General features: G+C 34.0%; 11 protein-coding genes and 1 tRNA gene. 7 read left to right on the top strand and 5 right to left on the bottom strand.

What is annotated here, in order from left to right; all coding sequences use genetic code 11:
* Positions 1-153 precede the first annotated feature (153 nt).
* From AAGV33_RS01570 to AAGV33_RS01555, 4 genes are read left to right on the top strand one after another with little or no spacing between them, the layout of a single operon-like run.
* Positions 154-381 (top strand): helix-turn-helix domain-containing protein, encoded by a 228-nt coding sequence (locus AAGV33_RS01570; RefSeq protein WP_373390146.1) that lies wholly within the window; start codon positions 154-156, stop codon positions 379-381.
* Positions 381-1,580 (top strand): phospholipase D-like domain-containing protein, encoded by a 1,200-nt coding sequence (locus tag AAGV33_RS01565; RefSeq protein WP_373390145.1) that lies wholly within the window; start codon positions 381-383, stop codon positions 1,578-1,580. Before AAGV33_RS01570 ends, AAGV33_RS01565 begins: the two co-directional genes overlap by 1 nt.
* 57 nt (positions 1,581-1,637) lie before the next feature.
* Complete coding sequence (locus AAGV33_RS01560; RefSeq protein WP_373390144.1) at positions 1,638-1,955, top strand: helix-turn-helix domain-containing protein; 318 nt, start codon at positions 1,638-1,640, stop codon at positions 1,953-1,955.
* A complete protein-coding gene (locus AAGV33_RS01555; protein WP_373390143.1) occupies positions 1,955-3,562 on the top strand; it encodes an Eco57I restriction-modification methylase domain-containing protein in 1,608 nt (535 codons plus the stop codon). Before AAGV33_RS01560 ends, AAGV33_RS01555 begins: the two co-directional genes overlap by 1 nt.
* A gap of 279 nt (positions 3,563-3,841) precedes the next feature.
* Here the strand turns inward: AAGV33_RS01555 and AAGV33_RS01550 are convergent, their stop codons facing one another.
* Positions 3,842-5,230 (bottom strand): dipeptidase, encoded by a 1,389-nt coding sequence (locus AAGV33_RS01550; RefSeq protein WP_373390142.1) that lies wholly within the window; start codon positions 5,228-5,230, stop codon positions 3,842-3,844.
* Positions 5,231-5,389: 159 nt separating this feature from the next.
* Here AAGV33_RS01550 and AAGV33_RS01545 point away from each other — a divergent pair.
* Both AAGV33_RS01545 and AAGV33_RS01540 read left to right on the top strand, forming a co-directional pair.
* A tRNA-Leu gene (locus tag AAGV33_RS01545) sits at positions 5,390-5,471 on the top strand.
* A gap of 654 nt (positions 5,472-6,125) precedes the next feature.
* Positions 6,126-8,339, top strand: coding sequence for a bifunctional alpha,alpha-trehalose-phosphate synthase (UDP-forming)/trehalose-phosphatase (locus tag AAGV33_RS01540; protein WP_373390141.1), 2,214 nt, complete (start codon positions 6,126-6,128; stop codon positions 8,337-8,339).
* A gap of 76 nt (positions 8,340-8,415) precedes the next feature.
* Here the strand turns inward: AAGV33_RS01540 and AAGV33_RS01535 are convergent, their stop codons facing one another.
* From AAGV33_RS01535 to AAGV33_RS01525, 3 genes are all read right to left on the bottom strand, one after another.
* On the bottom strand, positions 8,416-10,248 hold the full coding sequence (locus AAGV33_RS01535) for a glycoside hydrolase family 15 protein (protein ID WP_373390140.1): 1,833 nt from the start codon (positions 10,246-10,248) through the stop codon (positions 8,416-8,418).
* A gap of 385 nt (positions 10,249-10,633) precedes the next feature.
* Positions 10,634-12,742: a RagB/SusD family nutrient uptake outer membrane protein gene (locus tag AAGV33_RS01530; protein WP_373390139.1), complete on the bottom strand. Its 2,109-nt coding sequence runs from the start codon at positions 12,740-12,742 to the stop codon at positions 10,634-10,636.
* Between the two features lie 52 nt (positions 12,743-12,794).
* A complete protein-coding gene (locus tag AAGV33_RS01525) occupies positions 12,795-15,962 on the bottom strand; it encodes a SusC/RagA family TonB-linked outer membrane protein (RefSeq protein WP_373390138.1) in 3,168 nt (1,055 codons plus the stop codon).
* Between the two features lie 933 nt (positions 15,963-16,895).
* Here AAGV33_RS01525 and AAGV33_RS01520 point away from each other — a divergent pair.
* The gene (locus tag AAGV33_RS01520; RefSeq protein WP_373390137.1) at positions 16,896-19,625 is read left to right on the top strand and encodes a glycosyl hydrolase; all 2,730 of its coding nucleotides are present in this window, start codon (positions 16,896-16,898) and stop codon (positions 19,623-19,625) included.
* Between the two features lie 132 nt (positions 19,626-19,757).
* Here AAGV33_RS01520 and AAGV33_RS01515 read toward each other — a convergent pair whose 3' ends face one another.
* Positions 19,758-21,338 carry a glycoside hydrolase family 28 protein gene (locus AAGV33_RS01515; RefSeq protein WP_373390136.1) on the bottom strand — a complete coding sequence of 527 codons (1,581 nt, stop codon included), beginning with the start codon at positions 21,336-21,338 and terminating at the stop codon, positions 19,758-19,760.
* Positions 21,339-21,580: the final 242 nt, after the last annotated feature.

Below are 21,580 nucleotides of genomic sequence, written 5' to 3'. Positions count from 1 at the left end.
TCGCCAGATTACTTTCTAGTTCCACCTCGAAAGTTGATAAGATTACATTTTTTTAGTGTTTTTAGGTCAAAAAAACTATTGTTTAAATGCTAACTTTAGTATGTAGTGAAGTTGGAGCAATAAACTTACTTTGTGCTAACTATAGTGTACTCAATGAACATAGAATTATCACAGAATTTCGGTAAAATTATTAGGGAACTTCGAAAAGAAAAAAAACTTTCTCAAGAAGAATTAGGTTTTAAATCTAATCTACATCGAACATATATTGGAATGATTGAAAGAGGAGAAAAAAACATTACTCTCGAAAATATTGAAAAATTGTCAAAAGGTCTTGATGTATCTATGAAGTTAATTTTTGAAAAACTTAATAAAATACATTAATGAAAATTACATTTTTAGGACAAGGTTTTGAGTCCGAATCTAAAAAGTCTGTTGGTAACACAATGATTAAATTATTCAAAGAAAATAAATTCACTTCTTTTACTGGAATTTCTGCATTTGCAAGTGAAGCTGGTGTTGTCGGACTTTCTGAATGTATTGCAAGTGGTGCTGATTTTTATGAAACCTTAAACTTAATAGTAGGAATCGATCAAGAAGGAACTTCTATAAAAGCTCTAAAAGAGATTAATGACCTTGGAATAAACAGTTATATCTTCTATCAAAAAGAATCACCAATCTTTCATCCGAAAATATACTTATTCGAAGGTGAAAATGATACAACTTTAATTGTTGGTTCATCTAATTTAACAGCAAGAGGTTTATTTGGCAATGTGGAAAGCTCATTAATGGTTGAATTCAAAAATGACAATCCAGATGGAATAAGATTACTTACAGAAATAAAGGATTATTATAAAACATTATTTGATTTTACAGACCAAAATTTATTTAAGATTTCACTGGAAATCATCAATCAATTTGTAAGTGAGGGAATTGTTCCAACAAGAAAAGTTTGGCAGAAAAAACACAAGAAAAATACATCAAACAAAACTCCACAAGAAGAAAATAACTTGGTAATCCCCAAAAGACCAACAGTTAAAATTCCATTAAATTTTAAAGGCAGATACAAATCAAATAAAATTGTTTCTAAATTAATCACAGAACTTGAAATAGATAGAAGCTTTGAATTTGAAAACGAGGAAAACAATCAAGTTTTATGGCAAAGTGGTGCTTTGACAGAAAGAGACTTAAATATTCCTAAAGGAACAAATACAAATCCAACAGGTTCAATGCTTTTCAAAAAAGGTACTTTAAAAGATATAGATCAAAGACATCATTTTAGAGATAATGTTTTTAATACTCTTGAATGGGAATTTGACACAACAGCTGGAAAAACACATTTAGAAAGAGCAACTGCTCAAATAAGATTTGTAATTAATGGAACAGATTATGGAATATACCCAATTATAATAACTCATAATCCCAGAACTGATACAGCCTCTTACAAACAAAAAAATTCAATGACGCATTTAAGTTGGGGAGAAACAAAAAATTTAATAGCCCAAGATGATTTAATTGGGAAATCAGCAACTCTCTATAAAGACGTAACTGTTGCAGATGCGTTTACGTTGATTATCGAATAAATATTTTCATAGTTAAAAAATTTAATTTACTTTTGGACTGAAGTTGTCCAAAATATTATGGAAATAAAAAAATCATTCGGGGAAACAATTAGAGATTTGCGTATTGAAAATCATCTAACATTACGTGAAGTTGCAGATTATTTAAAAATTGACACTTCAATGCTTGGTAAAATTGAAAAGAACAGTCGTAATCCATCGAAACAATTTATTAAGGATATTTCAAATTTATTTAGCATTGATGAAGACTTACTTACTGTAGCTCATTTAAGCGATACTGTTGCATATTCAATTTTAGATGAGGAATTAGCAACCGAAGTTTTAAAAGTTGCAGAAGAGAAAATCAATTATTACAATAAAAATAAAGCTATCAAATAATGCAATTAATTAAAGAAGCGTCAGACGAAAAATTAAGAGGTGGTTTTTACACACCTGAACCAATTGCAGCATTTATTTTAAAATGGGCTTTTAATGGGAATAAAGAATTAGACATTTTAGAACCAAGTTGTGGAGATGGTATTTTTTTAAAAGAAATTCAAAAGAAAAATTACGAATACAATTCTGTTACTGCAATTGAATTTGATGCAATTGAAGCCGAAAAATCAGAATCAATTGGATTAAATAAATCAACTGTAATCAATGAAGATTTTCATAAATATTGCATTAATACTGAGAGAAAATTTGACTTAATTGTTGGGAATCCACCATACATTAGATATCAATATTTTGATAGAGAACAACAACAATTTGCAGCTGATATATTTAATAAAGCAAATTTAAAATATTCAAAATTAACAAACGCTTGGGTTTCATTTGTTGTTGGTTCATCTTTACTTTTAAAAAAAGAAGGTAAAATTGGTTTTGTTTTGCCAGCTGAAATTCTTCAAGTTTCTTATGCTCAACCTTTGAGAGAATTTTTAGCTCATTTTTATAACAAGATAAACATTGTTTCTTTTGAGAAACTTGTATTTCCTAATATTCAACAAGAAGTAGTTTTGTTGCTTTGCGAAAAAAACAACTCTAGTTCTCATTTAATTGAGCATTTAGAGTTAAGAGATGCAGAAGAACTTAAGAAACTAGATGTTTCTAAATTGAAAAGCCCGAAAAAGAGAATTGATTTCAAGTCAAACAAATGGACTTTTTATTTTCTTGAACAGGAAGAAATTGATTTTTTAGAAAGACTTCAATCTGATAAAAAAATCAAACAATTAGGAAAGTTTGCAAAAGTAGAAGTAGGAATTACAACTGGCTCAAATCCTTTTTTCACGGTTCCACTTTCTACAGTACAATTCTATAATCTGGAAAAGTACGCAAAACCATTAGTTGGGAGAAGCGTACAAGTTCCTAGTGCAATCTTCACAACCAAAGATTGGGATAAAAATAGAGATAAAGAAGCTAGAACACATTTTCTGTCCTTTCCTAAAATAGCAGACTTAAATGGTTCAATTGGTGCAAGAGATTACATAGCTTGGGGAGAAGAGGAAAAAATTAATGAAGGCTATAAATGTAGAATACGAGACGAATGGCAAATTGTTCCATCTCAAAGAATTTCAGAAGCTCTTTTTATTCGTAGAAATAATAAGTATCCGAAATTAATTATTAACGAAGCTAAAGCGTTTACGACAGATACGATGCATCGTGTTACAGTTAAACCAAACATTGAGCTAAAAGCTTTGACAGCTAGTTATTACAATTCTTTATCATTAGCCTTTTCAGAAATTTGTGGAAGAAGTCATGGGGGAGGAGTTTTGGAATTGATGCCAAATGAAGTTGAAAGAATATTATTGCCTTATAATGAAAATAATGCTGATTTACTTCCTCTCATTGATAAAATGATAAGAGAGAAAAAAGATATTTCGGAAATATTAAAAATAACAAATCAAAAAGTGTTAAAAGATAATTTTGGACTTTCTGATTATGAAATAGAATTAGCTGATAGCATTTGGAAGAAACTATCAAAACGAAGATTGAATAGAGGAAAGTAAAACCAATGCTTGAGGGCATACAGATTTACAATTCTATAAACTCAATTCTTTCTTCCGTAACGTGGATAGCTACAATAAAAACGAATTTCTTTCATGAAAACCCATTCGTTTGCGTTAGGGATAGAAGCGGCATCCTTTTTATTTTTTTAAATAAAAAGATACAGCGGATAGCCTGCCCGTAGGGAACGCCCAAATAAAAAATCCGCTCATTGCTGAACGGATTTTGGATCTTTGAACTTGCTGTACTTTGCGAAAAACTTTGCGCACTCTGCGGTTAAATTATTTCGATAACTCCACAAAATAGTTGTAAAACAACGGAATGGTTTCGATTCCTTTTAGGTAATTGAAAATTCCAAAATGTTCGTTGGGAGAATGAATAGCGTCGCTGTCGAGTCCAAATCCCATTAGTATGGTTTTGCTTTTTAGTTCTTTTTCGAATAAGGCTACAATGGGGATACTTCCCCCTGAACGCACCGGAATGGCAGGAATACCAAAGGTTTCTGTATACGCCATATTAGCTGCTTTGTAGCCAATGCTGTCAATAGGGGTTACATATCCCTGACCGCCGTGATGCGGAGTTACTTTTACAGTAACCGCTTTGGGAGCAATAGCGATGAAATGTTTGGTAAATAATTCGGTGATTTCTTCCCAATCCTGATTCGGAACCAGTCGCATCGAAATTTTGGCGAAAGCCTTAGACGGAATTACAGTTTTAGCTCCTTGGCCAATGTAACCACCCCAAATTCCGTTGACATCCAGGGTAGGACGAATGGCGTTTCTTTCATTGGTCACATAACCTTCTTCGCCATAAACATCCTTTAAATCGAGTGCTTTTTTATACTCTTCGATATCGAAAGGCGCTTTTGCCATTTCGGCTCTTTCTTTCAGTGATAATTCTTCTACCTTGTCATAAAATCCCGGGATAGTAATGCGATTGTTTTCGTCATGCAGCGAAGCAATCATTTTGCTTAGAATATTAATCGGATTGGCTACTGCACCACCATACAATCCGGAATGTAAGTCTCTGTTAGGGCCTGTAACTTCGACTTCAACATAACTCAACCCTCGTAATCCTGTAGTTATGGATGGTTGTTGATTAGAAATCATTCCCGTATCGGAAATTAAAATCACATCGTTTTTTAGTTTTGCTGCGTTGTTTTCGACAAAGCTTTTTAGGTTGACGCTGCCTACTTCTTCCTCGCCTTCAATCATGAATTTTACGTTGCAAGGCAGGGTTTTGCTCTGAACCATGTATTCAAATGCTTTGACGTGCATGTACATTTGGCCTTTGTCATCACAAGCACCACGGGCAAAAATAGCGCCTTCGGGATGAATGTCGGTTTTCTTGATTACGGGTTCAAATGGAGGAGAGGTCCAGAGCTCGATTGGGTCTGGCGGTTGTACATCATAATGACCGTAAACCAAAACAGTTGGCAAATTAGGATCAATTATTTTTTCGGCATAAACTATTGGGTAGCCGTCGGTTTCGCATATTTCGACTTTATCACAGCCTGCTTTCTCCAAACTTTGTTTTACCGCTTCGGAGGTGTCAATTACATCCTGAGAATAAGCAGAGTCAGCACTTACAGATGGGATTTTTAGTAATTCAATTAATTCGTTAATCAAACGCTCTTTGTTTTCTTGTATATAATTTGTGATGTTTTCCATTGATTGTGCTGGGTTTTGATACTTTCAAAAATACAAAAAACAGAATTATAATTTTTTTTAATTTTTTACTTTGAATATTGGAACTTATCCTTATATTTGCACCCACAAACACCAGTTCAATGAACTCCTCTTAAAATAAGAGTTTAGTGAATTAATTGAGCGGATATGGTGAAATTGGTAGACATGCCAGACTTAGGATCTGGTGCCGCAAGGCGTGTAGGTTCGAGTCCTATTATCCGCACTTTAAAAATCCTTTAAACGTAATAAACAAGCGTTTAAAGGATTTTTTATTTTATTTTTCCCCCGTTTTTCCCCAAAAATTTTGGATAAACCCAAAAACCTGTAGAGTTTGAAAAAAAATTACCGCAGAGAGCGCTAAGTTTTATACCCTTAGTTTTTATAAAAAGACAAAGTTCGCAAAGCTTTCTATTGACTTAACTTTGCGAACTTTGTGCTTTTAGAAGCATTCCTAGTTGAAAAACTTTGTGCTCTCTGCGGTAAAAAATAATTAGAGCGTTTTTATGTTTCTCCACAACATTTAGCGTTAATCCCAACTTTTGGAATTGGTACCTATTTAATCTCTTTACAATGTATTGCGATATCTAATTTTTATTTTAAACTTTTATAATTATGATATTGATAATAGATGTTAGTACTATAAAAATTATGTGTAATAATATAAAATGGATAGGGCTAGAGTATATTATTTTTACTATATTATTGACTTTATGCTGTTTCATGATTTTTTGAACGACTAAAGTTGAATTAATACTCTTTTTTAATTTAAGGAGTTTGCTAGGTTTGAAAAAGAATGCTTCACCCGAAAGGCAATTATTTACAACTAACAACTAGAAATTTTTTTAAGAAGTTTTAATTATAAAATAAAATATTTGTGATGAACAAAACAATAATAGTATCCAATAGATTACCAGTAGATTTAAAGTTTGACGATGAAAAATTAGTAGTTAAATCCAGTACAGGAGGTTTAGCAACAGGAATGAAATCAGTTCATTCAGAAGGCAATGGAATTTGGATTGGATGGTCGGGATTAGCACAGGAAGAGGTGTCAGAAGAATTGCAAGTTGAGGTGGATGAGGCATTAGCTAAGGAAAAATGCATTCAGGTTCCGCTTACAAATGCTGATATTGATAATTATTATCATGGTTTTAGTAACTCTGCATTATGGCCACTTTTCCATTATTTTCAAGCTTATACCGAATTTGAGTGGAATCATTGGAAATCCTATGTAGAAGTAAATGAGAAATTTGCTAAAGTTATTTTAGAACATGTTAATGATGGCGATACCGTTTGGGTTCATGATTATCAGTTGCTTTTAGTTCCTGAATTGCTTAGAAAGAGCAATCCTAATATTACCATTGGTTTTTTTCTACATATTCCGTATCCATCTTACGAACTTTTTATAACCTGTCCTTGGAGAAATGAATTGTTGCAGGGAATGCTTGGGGCAGATTTGATAGGTTTTCATACTTACGATTATGTTAGGCACTTTTTGAGTTCAGTAAGTCGTATTAAGGATGTGGAAATAAGTTTTAATGAGATTTCTTATGGAAATAGAATTATAAAGGTTGACTCATTTCCTATGGGAATTGATTACAATCGCTATCATGATGCTGCGCTAGAACATGACAAATATCTGGAAGATTCCAAATCAGATTTTATGAAAAGTTTAGATTTTCATAATAAATCGAATGAAGAGAGTAAGTTGATTTTGTCTATTGATAGAATGGATTATACCAAAGGAATTCCAAACAGAATAAAATCTTTTGAATATTTCCTTAATAAATACCCGGAATACAAAGAAAAAGTCAGGCTTGTTATGCTTGCAGTTCCGTCCAGAGAAAATGTACCACAATATCAAAAATTAAAAAGAGAAACAGATGAGTTAGTAGGTAGAATAAACGGGCAATTGTCTACAATTAGTTGGACTCCGGTTTGGTATTTTTACAGGTCTTTGCCTTTTCATGATTTGATAGATTTATATGTTTCTTCAGATGTTGCAATGGTTACACCCGTACGAGATGGAATGAATTTAGTAGCAAAAGAATATATAGCAACCCGAACCAAGGAAAATGGTGTACTTATTTTGAGTGAAATGGCAGGTGCGGCTAAAGAAATGCATGAAGCTCTTATTGTAAATCCTAATAATTTTGAACAAACTGCTGATGCTATTAAAACTGCATTAGAAATGCCGCAAGAGGAACAAAAAGAAAGGCTAGCTGCTTTACAAAAAAGAATTTCCCGTTATGATGTTGAGCGATGGGCAGGAGAATTTTTGAAAGCACTTGAGGTTGCTAAAAACACCGAGCCTATTCAAGTTGCAAAAAAACTTACTGAAGATAAGATTAGTGATATCTCCCAGAGTTATAGAAAAGCTTCCAAAAAGCTATTTTTACTGGATTATGATGGAACTTTAGTGGGATTTAAAAACATTCCTAGTGAGGCTAGTCCAAATCAAGAAATTTTTAGGGTTCTTGATAGAATTCAATCCCAGGAAAATACAGAAGTAGCCATTATTAGTGGGCGTGATCGTAAAACTTTAGAAGCCTGGTTTGGTCATAAAAATTATACACTAATTACAGATCATGGAGCTTCTATGAGAAAAAGAGGAGAGGATTGGGAAATTTTAGATAATCTTAAATCCAGTTGGAAAGAAAATATTCGTCCTGTAATGGAGACTTTTGTAGATAATACTCCGGGTGCTTTAATAGAAGAAAAAGAATATTCATTAGCTTGGCATTATAGAAAAGCAGATGCAGAAATGGCTACTGTGAGAACTATGGAGTTAAAACATGTTTTAAAAAGCTTGTTGTTTAATAATGCACTTTCAGTACTTGAAGGAAATAAAGTATTAGAAGTGAAAAATAGTTTTATTAATAAAGGTATGGCGGCTTCCAAGTTGATTGCAAATGATCAATATGATTTTATCTTTGCTATAGGTGATGACTGGACTGACGAATTTATGTTTGAAGAATTACCTGAAGACGCCTATACTGTAAAAGTAGGGAATGTACAAACGGCTGCTCATTATTACATTAATGATAATTCGGAGGTTTTACATCTTTTAGAAAAAATTATTTCAATAGAATAACGCTTTACATTTATTTAAAAACAATAAAGCCGCAATTGACTCCAATTGCGGCTTTATTGTTTTTATTAAAGAGACTTCATGATAATCGCTGTTCTGCTGGAGGAGCATCATTTTCTAATGCATCGAGTACTTCTTCATCATCTGTAATATTTGATAAGTTAATTGCTGTTTCTACAAGGGCTAAATGAGAATAGGCTTGCGGAAAATTACCTAACAAACGTTTGGTTTCAAAGTCGATATCTTCACTAAATAAACCTAGATGGTTGCTGTAAGTGAGTAATTGTTTGAACAGTTTTTTTGCTTTTTTAGTTTCACCAATTTTGTACAAACTATTAATAAACCAGAAGGTGCAAATGGTAAATGAAGAGGATGGAAGTCCAAAATCATCTTTGTTTTTGTAGCGGTACAAGAGACCATCATTACTTAAATCGCGTTCAATAGCTTTTACTGTAGCAATATATTTAGGATCTTTTGCTTCTATGAAACCATAATTTTCCATTAATAAAACGGAGGTGTCAAGATCTTCTGAGCCATAAGATTGTGTAAAGGATTGTGCTTTTTCATTCCAGGCATGTTCCAGAATATCTTTTTTAATAGCTTCGGCTAGCGGTTCCCATTTAGAAACATGTGCTTTTTTACCAAAAATAGTAGCTACTTTAATTGCGCGGTCTATTGCTGTCCAGCATAATATTTTTGAAAATGTAAAATGACGCTCTTCGGTTCTAAATTCCCAAATTCCTTTGTCTGGCTCTTGCCAGTGTTTAGCAACTACCCATACAATTCCTTTTGTGATGTTCCAAAGTTCTTCTCCATTTTCAATATCATTACTAAAAGTAATGAGTTGTTGGTGAATTACATCCATTAATATTCCATAAATGTCATTTTGACGTTGAGAATAAGCAGCATTTCCAATACGAACAGGCTTGCTTCCCATATAACCACTCAGGTGTTCCAGTGTTTCTTCTGTTAGTTTTTTCTCCTTATTGATACCATACATAATTTGTAGTTTTTCATCCTTATCAGGAATCAAATCAACAATAAATTGCAGGTAATTTTTTGCCATTTTTTTATGCCCTAATTCAGAAATTACTTTTACAACCATTGAGGCATCACGAATCCAACAAAAACGATAGTCCCAGTTTCTTACTTCTCCAATTGTTTCTGGAAGCGAGGTAGTAGCAGCAGCTAATACAGCTCCTGTTTTCTCATAACTAAGTAGTTTAAGGGTTATAGCACTTCTTATAATTTCCTTGTTGAATTTTTTATATTCTGTGGTTTTGTCAGTCCAGCCTAGCCAATAAGTTTTGGTTCTTTCAAATTCTAAATTGATTTTAGAAGTTGTAGGCATTAGTATTTTTTCATTATAAGCTAATAGTATATAACTATCCTCATTAAGATTAATAGGTATTCCTTCTTTAATTAAGGTAAGATTAAAGTTGCTATACAGAAAAAGGGAATCAAATTTAGTTGTATTGCTAAGGCTTACAAGATGGTCGTCTTTAACATAACTTATGGTTTCTCCAGAGGCATATTCTAGCTTAGGATTGTACAATACAGAAAAGCTGGGGGAACCGCTTATTTTTTTAAAATATCGGATGATTTCTGGGGGAACCATATATCCTCCTTTTTCTTTTCGATAACGAGGCATAAAATCATTAATTTCAAATGCATCAGTTCCATTATTAAAAGTAGTAACCAGAATACTAGTATTTTCTAAGTATTTTTGAGATATTTTATAATCATCTGTAGTGTGAATTTCAAAACTCCCTCCAATTTCGGTATCTAAGAGTTTAGCAAATACTGATGAGGAGTCAAATTCAGGTAAACAACACCACTCAATTGCTCCTTTGTCTGAGATTAATGCAGCGCTACGGCAGTTACCTATTATTCCATAATTTAAGTTCTTCATAAAGTATATTTTTATATAATTCGTTGTATGCTAATTATATAAAATTAATAAAAGAATGTCAGGAAACCAAGGTAATCATTGCTAAAAAAAAGGTAAATCTTTGAATTGGTGCTTGAAAATTGAAAATAAATTAGATAAGAGGTGAGTTTTATAACCGTAATTTTGTTTTATATACTACTCTTTAGTAGCTTTTTAAAGAATAATTGAAACTAATTTCAGGTAATTCATACTAATTGCCTGTTAAATAATAAAAACTTTTTGTTTCTGTAAAATGGATCATTACGAAAAGAGGATTTGAAATCTAAAAGGTAGTAAATAAGCATAAAAAAAGCTGCCCGAAAATTACTTTACGGACAGCCCTTTTTATTAACCAACAAAATAAATTTTAGTTTGCGTATCCTGGATTTTGCCAGGCTCTAGCCTGTGCTTCTGATAAATTTGATCCATCATCATTTCTTAAGCCGTCAATAAAAGATTGTGGAATTGGACGAAGTTCGTGTTTATTAGCAGTAATATTAGGAGATGCTTCAGTGTTGAATGCTTTCGCACGACTAATTAAAGTTCCTGTACGGGATAAAGTCTCCCAACGTTGCCATTCTCCTAATAATTCACGTGTTCTTTCGTTAAGAATAAAGTGTAATGCACGCTCATATTGACTTGCTGCTCCAACTCTAGCTATAACTGCCTCATCTTCTGCGGGTAAGATAGTAGGAAATGAAGTTAATTGTAAGCTAGAGGCTGCTGTAGTAACAGCAAGTGTTGGGTTAGACAAATAATAGGTATTCATATTCAAATTAGAATTGATGTAATTGGTTGCATTTGCTCCTGTATTTAGTCCGTTAGTTTCAAATGCTTGAGAACCATCTCTGTAGTAGGATCTGTTTTCTCCATTTTTCCATTCTGCACGAGCACGAATGATGTTCAAATCACCCATTGCTTCAGCAAACTGTCCTAAGCGAGCGTAACATTCAGCTCTAACTAAGTACGTTTCTCCAAGACGCGCCATTGTAACATCACGACGGGAATCTCCTCTTTCTGCCTGGCGAGATCCATCTTCAGTTTTATTGATACCCGCAAAGAAATTGCTGAAACTAGTACCTGTTCCAAATGTTGGAGCTACATAAGTTCCATTTTTATACAATACTAAAGAGTTAGGAGCAAACTGTCCTACTTTCGTAGTCAATGAACCAGTGCTTGCGGTTTGACGAGAACCTACTGTCCATTCTGGCAAACGACTGTTGTCATCTCTCCATGTTGGACTTTGGTTAGTTGATCCAAAAGTGTAGCTGTTATAAGTTGCATCGTCTTTTGTATTCAAAATCATTACAATGGCTGGATCTCCAAGTTGAACCCCATTAGGATTTGCTCCTACAACAGTATTCGCTCCATAAACGGTTTTGAATGTTTTCCACATACGAGAATCGTTTACGTGATCGTAAACAGCATAGCTGTATTCAGTAGGACGACAACGTTGAAAGTCCATGCTTCCAATCCATACGCCACGTCTTACCCAACCTCCTGCAAAATTGGAGAATTGAGGTGCAAAGTAGTTGTAGGTACGGTTACCAAAACGACCTGTAGTAATAGGGTCTGCGTTATGTCCTGCAGCCATAAGGATTTCGTTTTGTTGCTCCGCAGCTGAATCTACTCCTGTCCAGTTACCAAATAAATCTCTATAGTTACTGGTTAATGGACCACGAGCATTTATAGCGTAAGTTGAAGCATCAATAGCTTCATTCAAATCGGCATCTTTATAAGCACTGTTCCAGGCATCATTACGTTCTGATGAACGGAACAATAATGCTTTTGCTAGGAAATGTGCAGCGGTAGCTTTTGTCCAAGTAATCCCTTTTCCGTAAGTAAAAACTTCTCCTTCAAATAAATTGTAAGCATTACGGAAGTCAGAAATTACTTGTTCCCAGCATTGTTCGTCAGTTGAACGGGTAAAATTACGTACAACTCCAACAACTGGTGTTGTTTGCAATACCACACCTCCATACTGAGCTGTTAAGCGGTAATAATTGTATCCACGTAAGAAATAAGCATGTGCAAGACAACGGTTTCTGATAGTTACATCAGTGATTTTATCTGCATTGGCAATAATTCTATTGGCTGATGCAATTCCAAAATACATTTGATCCCAAAGAGCTTCTGGTCCAGTTGCGTTATTGTTAGCCGCACCTAATGCTGGGGTTGCTCTAAAAGGAGCTAATCGATTGTCATAATTGTTCCACATTTGATTGGTTAAGTCATTGGCATTGGTGAACTCATCTGTTCCATAAAGTGTAATTCCATAAGCCCATTCAAAACCAAAATGCCACCTGATATTACCGTAAAGCGATAGTGTTAAAGCCTCTAATCCTTCTGGGGTTTCAAAATAATCAGTGGTAAGACGGTTCGTTTGTTCTTCGTCCAGAAAGTCTTTGGAGCAAGAGTTGAAAGACAGTCCTGTTAATAACAGCAGACCGATTCCTATATTTTTAAATGTATTCATTTTGTTGTATTTTAATGTTATTACTTTGTAGATTCGTTATAACTTATTTGTATTAAAATCCTACTTCAATTCCCATTACAAAACTGCGGTTGAAGATGGTTGAATTAGTATCAAAATCATACCAGTCAACCGATTGATAGATACTTCCAGGGTTCACTGCCTGAGCATAAATTTTCAAATTAGCCAAGCCAATTGCGGAAGTGTACTCTTTAGGGAAATTATACCCTAGAGAAATGTTACGGATTTTTACAAAAGAAGCTTTGGTAAATCCAAGCAATCCTGAGTAAGGATCTCTTGATCCAGCAGATGCTTGTCCTAACAATGGTTTTTGAAATTCGGCATTTGGATTATCAGGTGTCCAGTAATCTAACTGACGTTGATTGCTTGTTCCTGTCAATGCTTCTCCACCTAATGAGGCTGTATAACCCATACGTCCATATAAAAGTGCTGATAATTCAAAACCCTTATAGTTAAAAGTATTATTCCATCCCATAGTCCAGTTTGGACTGCTATTGCCAATGATAGTCCTATCTTCAATAGTCATATCGTAGTCTCCGTTTTGATCTTTGGGACGTACGTTTCCTGGAGTAAAGTTATAGCCATTAGCGTTCCATAGAGCCATTTCTGCCTGGTCTTCTGGTGTGTCTTGCCATAAGCCTAAATTATCAAAACCATAGAGTACATTGATTTGTTCGCCTATGAACCAAGAATTATCAACCATATCATTTTTACCGTAAGCCAATTCTTCAATTTTATCTTTCTGCCAAGCTGCATTTACACTACTTTCCCATGTAAATCCACTTGTTGTTTGGACAGGAGTGAAGTTTAAAGTAACTTCAACTCCTTTATTGCTTGTTTTTCCAATGTTAGCAAGAGTTTGATTGTAGCCTGTCAATGTTGGTATAATTGTGTTTAATATTAAATCATTTGTAAAGGATCTATAAAGTTCTATGGTACCGCCAATTCGGTTTTTAAGGATTCCAAAATCAACCCCAAGATTGTATTGGGTAGTTTTTTCCCATCCTAGGGCAGGATTTGCCATTGGAGTTAAATTAGCTGTATAATAAGGTTCGTTGGTAGTAAAGCCTATTTGGTTGCTTATTCCGTTAAATGGTAGGTTTATGTTTCTGATGTTTCCTAGTGTGGCATATGGGTTAACTGAAGAGTTTCCAACAGTACCGAATCCTAAACGAAGTTTAAGGTTGTTAATCCAGTCAGTGTTTTTTATGAATTCTTCCTGATCGACACGCCAGGCTAAGGCTGCTGAAGGAAAGAAATCCCATTTGTAGCCCTCGGATAATTGAGTTACAGCATCATAACGTCCTGAAATGGTTAGTAAATAACGGTCGTCAAAGCCATAATTAAAACGTCCTAAATAGGAATAAATTCCACGTTGAACAATATCAGAACTCATACTTGCTCCATTGTCAGCATTCGTTAGATCAATATCGCCTAAGGCATTCCATAAGAAAGAAGGTCTGGCAATGTTACTTGCAGCTAAAGAGGAGAATTCTTCATCCCAAAAAGAAGCGCTTTGTACTACAGTAGCTCCTACTTTGTGTTTGCCAAAAGTCCGATCATAGACAATCATGTTATCCAAAGTCCAAGAGAAATCACGTTCGTTTCTCAATCGGGCAAAATTTCTACCTGGAGTACCATTAGAGTTAATTCTGTGTGAAGAAGTACCGTCAATATAAACTCCTTCTCTAAAATGACGGAAATCAGGTCCAAAATTGAATTTATAACTCAATCCTTGTAGTGGTTCCCATATTTTTCCTACTTCAATAGTGGCAGTAATGTTACCTAAAGCACGCATGGTTTGTGACAATTGAGTGCTTTTTTCCCATTCGTTCATTATGGTATAGATTCCATTTTCTCCACCTGGATTTATCAATAAGTTGCCATCTGCATCATAAGGGACAGCCATGTTAAATATAGATTTAGCCGCTCCGTAAATTGCATTAGGTACGGATCCGCTGCGTCCTCCAAGAGTTGACATACCGAAATCTTGTTCGCTCCAGGAAATGTTTAAAGAGGCGTTTAACTTAAACCAATCTACAGGTGTAATGTTGGTTGTCAATTTTGTAGTGTAACGAGAATAGTCTTGCCCTCTTTGTGTTCCTTTGTTGCTTAAGTAACCAAAAGAAGCGTAGCTATTCACTTTTTCAGATCCGCCACTACCACTGATTACGTGTTCATTCATGATTCCTGTACGTGTTACAAAGTCTGTCCAATCCGTATTGGTTACCTTAGAAGCATCAAAATTACCATTTTCCCAACCTTTCAGTACATTATCTCTAGTAGTATTACCATCTAATGAACTGGCAAATAATTGTGTGTCACTTGCAATAGTAGGAGAGTTTGGGTGTGCATATTGAAATGAGGTTGGATCAAGCATACTCGAATTATATCCTGCCCAACGTTTGAATTGGATAAAATCAGCAGCACTCATGGAAGGTGAACGATCTACAATGTTAGTAGTAGTTAATGTAGCTGAGTAATTCAAATTGAATCTTCCTGACTTTCCTTGTTTTGTTGTAACGATGATAACTCCATTGGCTCCACGAGAACCGTAAATAGCAGTAGCAGAAGCATCTTTAAGGATGTCAATAGATTCAATATCTCTAGGATTCAAGGTTTCAATAGCTGAAGAAGATAACAATGGTACTCCGTCAACTACATAAAGAGGATTGCTATTAGCAGTTAATGAACGTTGTCCACGAATACGAACTGTTCCAAGTGTTCCTGGGCGTTCGCTAGTGGTAATGTCCACACCGGCGGCTTTTCCTTGCAAGGCCTCCATGGCATTGCTTACAGGTCGGTCGTTTAATTCTTCTGCACTAACTCTCGTAACAGCTCCAGTTAAATCTGATTTTTTAACGGTACCATAACCAATAACAACTACTTCTTCTAGTTGAGATTGAGTTGGTACTAGAGAGACATTGTAAGTGTTCGATTCGGTTACTGTTTTTTCTACAGTTGTGTAACCTAAATAGGTGAAGACGATAACATCGCCTGGTGTTGCTGAAATGGAATAATTTCCATCCATGTCTGTTGTACTTCCTTTAGTTGTTCCTTTGATAACTAAAGAAGCTCCGGGAACAGGAAATCCTGACTCGTCAATGATTTTCCCTTTTACTAATTTTTCTTGAGCATAAGTTGTAGTGCTTATAAAAGCAACTAATAGGAAGCTCAACAAATAAAAAAGTCTGTTTTTCATAATTAACTTGTTGTTATGGTTAGCATTTTGTTCAAAGTTAATTTTTTTGATATTTTTAACTGTCCTGTTCTGTCTGTTAATCTTGTTTTTTGTTTTTTAATTTATTGATATATAGAAACTTGTGTGTTTGTTTCTTAATTAGTTCTGTTCTTTTTTGTTGCGATTAATTTATTTTTTTAAATTATTTTTTTTATTTTTTTATTTTTTTTGTATTTTATATTGTTTTTCATTCAATTTAATGTTAATCTTTTTATGAATTATGCAAAATCATTTGTTTTAAGGCTATTAGGTGTGTTTTTGTCTTTTTAAAAACAATACCTAACTAGTGTTTTATGTTAATAAAAGGTCAATTTAATGGGGCGATAAGTAGAAAAAAGTCGTTTAATAAGTTTTAGAGCTTGTTTAAATCTATAATAAAAAAAGAAATTTTCTTTTTCCCCATCCCTAAAGGGTGAAAAATTTCTTGAAAATTCATCAAAATTATATCCGCCGCGGCGGATATAATTTTGATGAATTTAAACAGGCTCTTATTGCTCTTATTGTCAATTGAGATTAGTAATTAAATAGGATATTAAGTTGTAGAGTTGTTTCATACAAGTGTAAATGATGTTGGTTGTGTTTTTAAAGATTCTGTTTTGAGTAGTGCAGATAGATTCGACAATCAAAAAATTAAAAAACAGTAAAATTATTTTTTGAAATTGAAACAAATGAAGCATTTCTAAGTGGCATTATTATTGATGATGTGGCAGTCGAAAATTAAAAAACTTTTATTTCTTGGTTCTAGACGAGTTTACTAACAGGACGGGGCAGGATGCTTTAGAAAGCCAAGTTTGATAATTTTATATTCTAAATAAAATTTACTCAAATTTTAAAAATAAGGAGGCTAGATTGTTTAATACAAATCAAAACCCCACTAATTTTAATATAAAATCAATGAAAATTAAACTTAATTATCTTCCGTTTGTTATCGGGATTCTTTTTTCTCTAAACGGTGCTGCTCAAGTAAATAAGTCAAGTACAGCTTGGGCTGAAGCTAAAAACGTGAACAAGCCATGGGCACGCTGGTGGTGGATGGGAAGTGCAGTAGACCAACCTAATTTGAAATCTAGTTTAATCGATTTTCAAAAAGTCGGAATTGGAGGAGTTGAAATTACACCTATATATGGGGTAAAAGGTGAAGAGAATAATTTTATTGATTATCTATCACCAAAGTATATGGAAATGTTGGGCTACACGGTAAAAATTGCCGATAGTTTAGGTTTACAAGTTGATATGGTTTTAGGAACAGGTTGGCCTTATGGTGGTTCTCAGGTTACGCTTCCACATGCAGCAACTAAATTAGTAGTTGAGAAATATGAGGTTAAGAAAAATGAACAATTTAATAAGGAAATCAATGTAGATTCAGCAAAGGAGAAAGTGCCAGCACAATTATTAGCGGTTTCGGCTTACGGATCTGATGGTTCTTACGTTGATTTAACAAGCCAATTGAAAGGAAATATACTAAACTGGAAAGCTAAAAAAACAAATTATACGATCTATGCTGTTTTTGCTGGAAAAACAGGTCAGCAGGTTAAACGTGCTGCACCAGGTGGAAAAGGCTACACTTTAGATCATTTTTCTACAGAAGCGCTAAATGCTTATGTCGCTCCTTTTGATAAAGCATTAGTAGGATTTGAAGGAAAACTGAGAGCTATTTTTAATGATAGTTACGAAGTATATGGTACTGATTTCACCCCTTTATTTTTACAGGAATTTGAAAAACGCAGAGGCTATGATTTGAAAAAATACCTTCCGCAGTTGTTGAGTAAAGAAGATTCTGAAATTGGAAACAGAATTAAAAGCGATTATAGAGAAACAATTTCTGATTTATTGTTAAATAAATTTGATTTGCCTTGGACGAAATGGGCAAATTCGAAAAATTACAAAACCAAATTACAAGCGCACGGCTCACCAGGGAATTTAATTGATTTATATGCATCTGCTGATATTCCTGAATGTGAAACTTTTGGTTCAATGCCTTATGATATTCCGGGATTCAGACGTGAAAAAGAAGATATTAGAGACGGTGATGCCGATCCTGTAATGTTGAAATTTTCTTCTTCGGCGGCGCATATTGCTGGAAAACCATTAACTTCTTCAGAAACTTTTACTTGGCTGAGAGACCATTTTAAAACAGCATTGTCGCAATGCAAACCAGAAGTTGAGGATTTGATGCTTAACGGAATCAATCATGTATTTCTTCATGGATCTACTTATTCGCCTACAAGAGCGGAATGGCCGGGATGGAAATTTTATGCTTCTGTAAATTTTAATGCTACTAATTCTATTTGGGAAGATGCTCCAGGATTGTTCGATTATATTGCTAATTGCCAGTCGATGTTGCAAGCTGGAAAACCGGATAATGAAACCTTGTTGTATTATCCAGTTTATGATACTTGGGGAAAAAATTTAGGAGGAAATTTATTTTTCCAATTCAAGATTCACTCGTTAAAAGAATGGTTGCACGGAACTCCGTTTTATGATACCACTAAAAAATTGATGGATAACGGTTATGGAGTTGATTTTGTTTCGGATAGTTTTATTGCTCAGGCTTCGGTAAAAGACGGAATGCTAGTTTTGCCTGGAGGTAGTTATAAATCATTAGTGATTCCAAATTGTGATAAAATGCCATTGGCTACTTTAGAGAAATTGATTGCTTTGAAAAAAGCGGGAGCTCATATTATTTTTGAAGGTTTGCCAAAATCAGTTCCGGGATTTAATGATTTCGAAGCTCAAAATACCAAATTAACGGCGTTACTTTCTTCAAAATCGGCGATTATAAGTCCAGTGAGTGATTTATTTAAAGCTTTGGCTGATGCCAATGAACAACCAGAAACATTAGTAAAAACGGGTTTGAAATTCATCAGAAGAGATTTAGATGGAGAAAAAATCTATTATTTAGTGAATCATACTGCTAAAACAATCGAAGGATTTATTCCTTTGGCTGTAGCCAATAAAGAAGTGTTGATTTTAGATCCATTGAATAGAAATGTTGGTAATGCGATGGTTAAAAAAGAAGGACAAATTACTAGGGTAAAACTTCGCATAGAATCTGGAAAATCATTTATTCTGAAAACAGAAAATACGGCTTCTGAAAAACCTTGGAAATATTATGAAGCCACAGCAGAGCCAATTGTTTTAAAAGGAGATTGGAAATTGACTTTCGAAAAAGGAGGGCCAACTTTACCAGCTCCGGCAAAAGTAAGTACTTTAGAATCCTGGACTAAAATTAGCCCGGAAACGGAAGCTTTCTCAGGAACAGCCTTATATACCTTGCAATTTGATGCTCCAAAAATAGCTGCCGATAACTGGAAATTAAATTTAGGCGATGTTAGAGAAAGTGCTAAAATCTGGTTGAATGGAGAATATATTGGCGATGCTTGGTCAGTACCTTTTACTATTAATTTAGGGAAATTGAAGAAAGGCAAAAACGAATTGAAAGTTCAGGTTACTAATCTTTCTGCAAATAGAGTGATTGATATGGAAAAGAAAGGTAAGGAGTGGAAAATTTTCTACGAAATCAATATGGTGGATAAAGATTATAATAAATTTGATGCTACTAAATGGGCTCCAATGCCTTCAGGATTAACAACTCCAGTTACTATAACTCCTTTAAAGAATTAGAATTCATTTTAAATTTTTTGAAATGAAAAAACTTCCTAAGTGCTCCATTTTATAGAGTATTTAGGAAGTTTTCTTTTTAATATGTATTGTTAAGAAATTTTCCACCCTTTAGGGACGGGAAAAAAGAAAATTTCATTTTTTAAACCATTTAGCATTTTTAATATTAGAACTTGAACGAACAATAATCGAGTCACAAAGTTCTCCTTTGATGTCAAGTTTTGCAAATTTCGGTGTTTTGAAATTAATTTGGTCAAAAACAATATTTCTAGAATCTAATAAAAATAATGTTGAATCTTTTGTTGTAATAGACATGTTTTTAAAAGTAGCATCCCGAAGATCGTGAGCGTTGAATAACTCCGTAGAATTTACAGTAGCATTTTCAATAGTCAAATTGCTTACTGGCGATTCAGGAATACCGAAAATTTTTATAAAAGTGGAGCAGTTTTCGATAATAATATCTTTAATAGTGATGTTTTGAAATTTTGGTGTCAGTTTATTAATTGCTCTTGCTGGCAAACGATCGGCGAGATCGCCAACACTACCAGATGAGCCCAACATATCCCATTTAATAGCCGTTTGGTCAAGGTTCATTCGAATGCGTTCGTAAGTTAGGTTTTCACCACCACCACCGCGAGATCTTCTGGTTTTAAAACGGATACCAACACCATCAATATTAAATACACAATCATGAACATATAAATTACGAATCATTCCTGCTGTTTCGCTTCCGCAAGTAATTCCGCCATGTCCTTTTAACGCAAGACAGTAACGCACCACTACATTTTCGGTGGATTTGTTTACTCTGATACCATCTTCTCCTCTTCCGGCTTTCATAGTAAAACAGTCATCACCAGTGCTTAGATTACAATATTCGATTAATACATTTTTGCTGGATTCAATGTCAATTCCGTCACCACGTGCTATTCCCACTGAGTTGACGGTTACACCACGAATAATTACATTATCACAATAAATAGGAACAATATTCCAAAAAGCAGAATTTTCTAAAGAAACGCCTTCGATATAAACCTTTTTGCAATTAATAGGAGAAATAAACATAGGTGGAAAAATCCAGTCTTGTTTCTTCCCATCAACAATTCGTTCGGCTACAGGAGTATTCGGATCAATTACATTGTCGATTACATCTTTTGTTAAAATTCGGTCTCGAATAGAGCCTTTTTGAGGTCCTACCAGTTTTCCGTTTCCGGTTACGGCAATATTTGTAGCGCCATTAGCATAAATACAAGCACCGAGTGACATCACTTCAATTCCTTCAATTCGGGTAAAAACTACCGGAAGAAAATCTTTTATTTCACCGCTAAAAATAAGTTGTGCTTCGTTTTCCAAATGAAAATTGATGTTGTCTTTCAGTTGAATTCTTCCTGTAATCCATTTTCCATTAGGGACAACAATAGTTCCTCCTCCTTTAGCACTTAATTGGTCAATTGCTTTTTGAATTGTAGCAGTGTTTATTTCAGTTTTAGAAAGTGTTAATGTGATTTTTTCAGATGGAAAAGTCGGTTTTGTAAATTGGATGGTTTTAAAAGGTGCTTTTACAGTTTCAATTTCTGCTGAAAGCATTTTTACACCTACTTCATTTTCAGTTGGAATAGTTACTAATGTTTTTGAATTATTTGTGTTTTTCTTTGTGTTGCAACAAAATAAAGTCACCGTTGCTAAAGCAAGTGCAGTTACTGTTTTTAGTTTATTCATTTTAGATTATATTTGATTGTATAAATAAGTTGTTCAGATTTATTTAGAATGAAGAGTTTGTGTTTTTATATTTATTTTGAAAAAATGATTGTTTTTGTTTTTTTGGCAGAATTATTGAGTAATGCCAAGTCATTATTTTTTTAATTTATTCGAAATAATTTTTTCCTTCCAGTCGCAATTTTAATGCCGAAAATCAATTGTTAATTTAATTTAACAGGATGCTACAGGACGGGAAATAGAGA

Origin of the sequence: Flavobacterium magnesitis (assembly GCF_041729735.1) — a bacterium.
Classification (GTDB): domain Bacteria; phylum Bacteroidota; class Bacteroidia; order Flavobacteriales; family Flavobacteriaceae; genus Flavobacterium; species Flavobacterium magnesitis.
The sequence above is the reverse complement of the archived record's forward strand: the minus strand, read 5'-3'. Positions and strand labels throughout refer to the sequence as shown.

Coding starts and splice junctions, on each gene's coding strand:
- AAGV33_RS01540 (WP_373390141.1), top strand. CDS start 6,126: ATGAACAAAACAATAATAGTATCCAATAGATTACCAGTAGATTTAAAG.
- AAGV33_RS01520 (WP_373390137.1), top strand. CDS start 16,896: ATGAAAATTAAACTTAATTATCTTCCGTTTGTTATCGGGATTCTTTTT.
- AAGV33_RS01565 (WP_373390145.1), top strand. CDS start 381: ATGAAAATTACATTTTTAGGACAAGGTTTTGAGTCCGAATCTAAAAAG.
- AAGV33_RS01535 (WP_373390140.1), bottom strand. CDS start 10,248: ATGAAGAACTTAAATTATGGAATAATAGGTAACTGCCGTAGCGCTGCA.
- AAGV33_RS01515 (WP_373390136.1), bottom strand. CDS start 21,338: ATGAATAAACTAAAAACAGTAACTGCACTTGCTTTAGCAACGGTGACT.
- AAGV33_RS01525 (WP_373390138.1), bottom strand. CDS start 15,962: ATGAAAAACAGACTTTTTTATTTGTTGAGCTTCCTATTAGTTGCTTTT.
- AAGV33_RS01530 (WP_373390139.1), bottom strand. CDS start 12,742: ATGAATACATTTAAAAATATAGGAATCGGTCTGCTGTTATTAACAGGA.
- AAGV33_RS01555 (WP_373390143.1), top strand. CDS start 1,955: ATGCAATTAATTAAAGAAGCGTCAGACGAAAAATTAAGAGGTGGTTTT.
- AAGV33_RS01550 (WP_373390142.1), bottom strand. CDS start 5,230: ATGGAAAACATCACAAATTATATACAAGAAAACAAAGAGCGTTTGATT.
- AAGV33_RS01570 (WP_373390146.1), top strand. CDS start 154: ATGAACATAGAATTATCACAGAATTTCGGTAAAATTATTAGGGAACTT.
- AAGV33_RS01560 (WP_373390144.1), top strand. CDS start 1,638: ATGGAAATAAAAAAATCATTCGGGGAAACAATTAGAGATTTGCGTATT.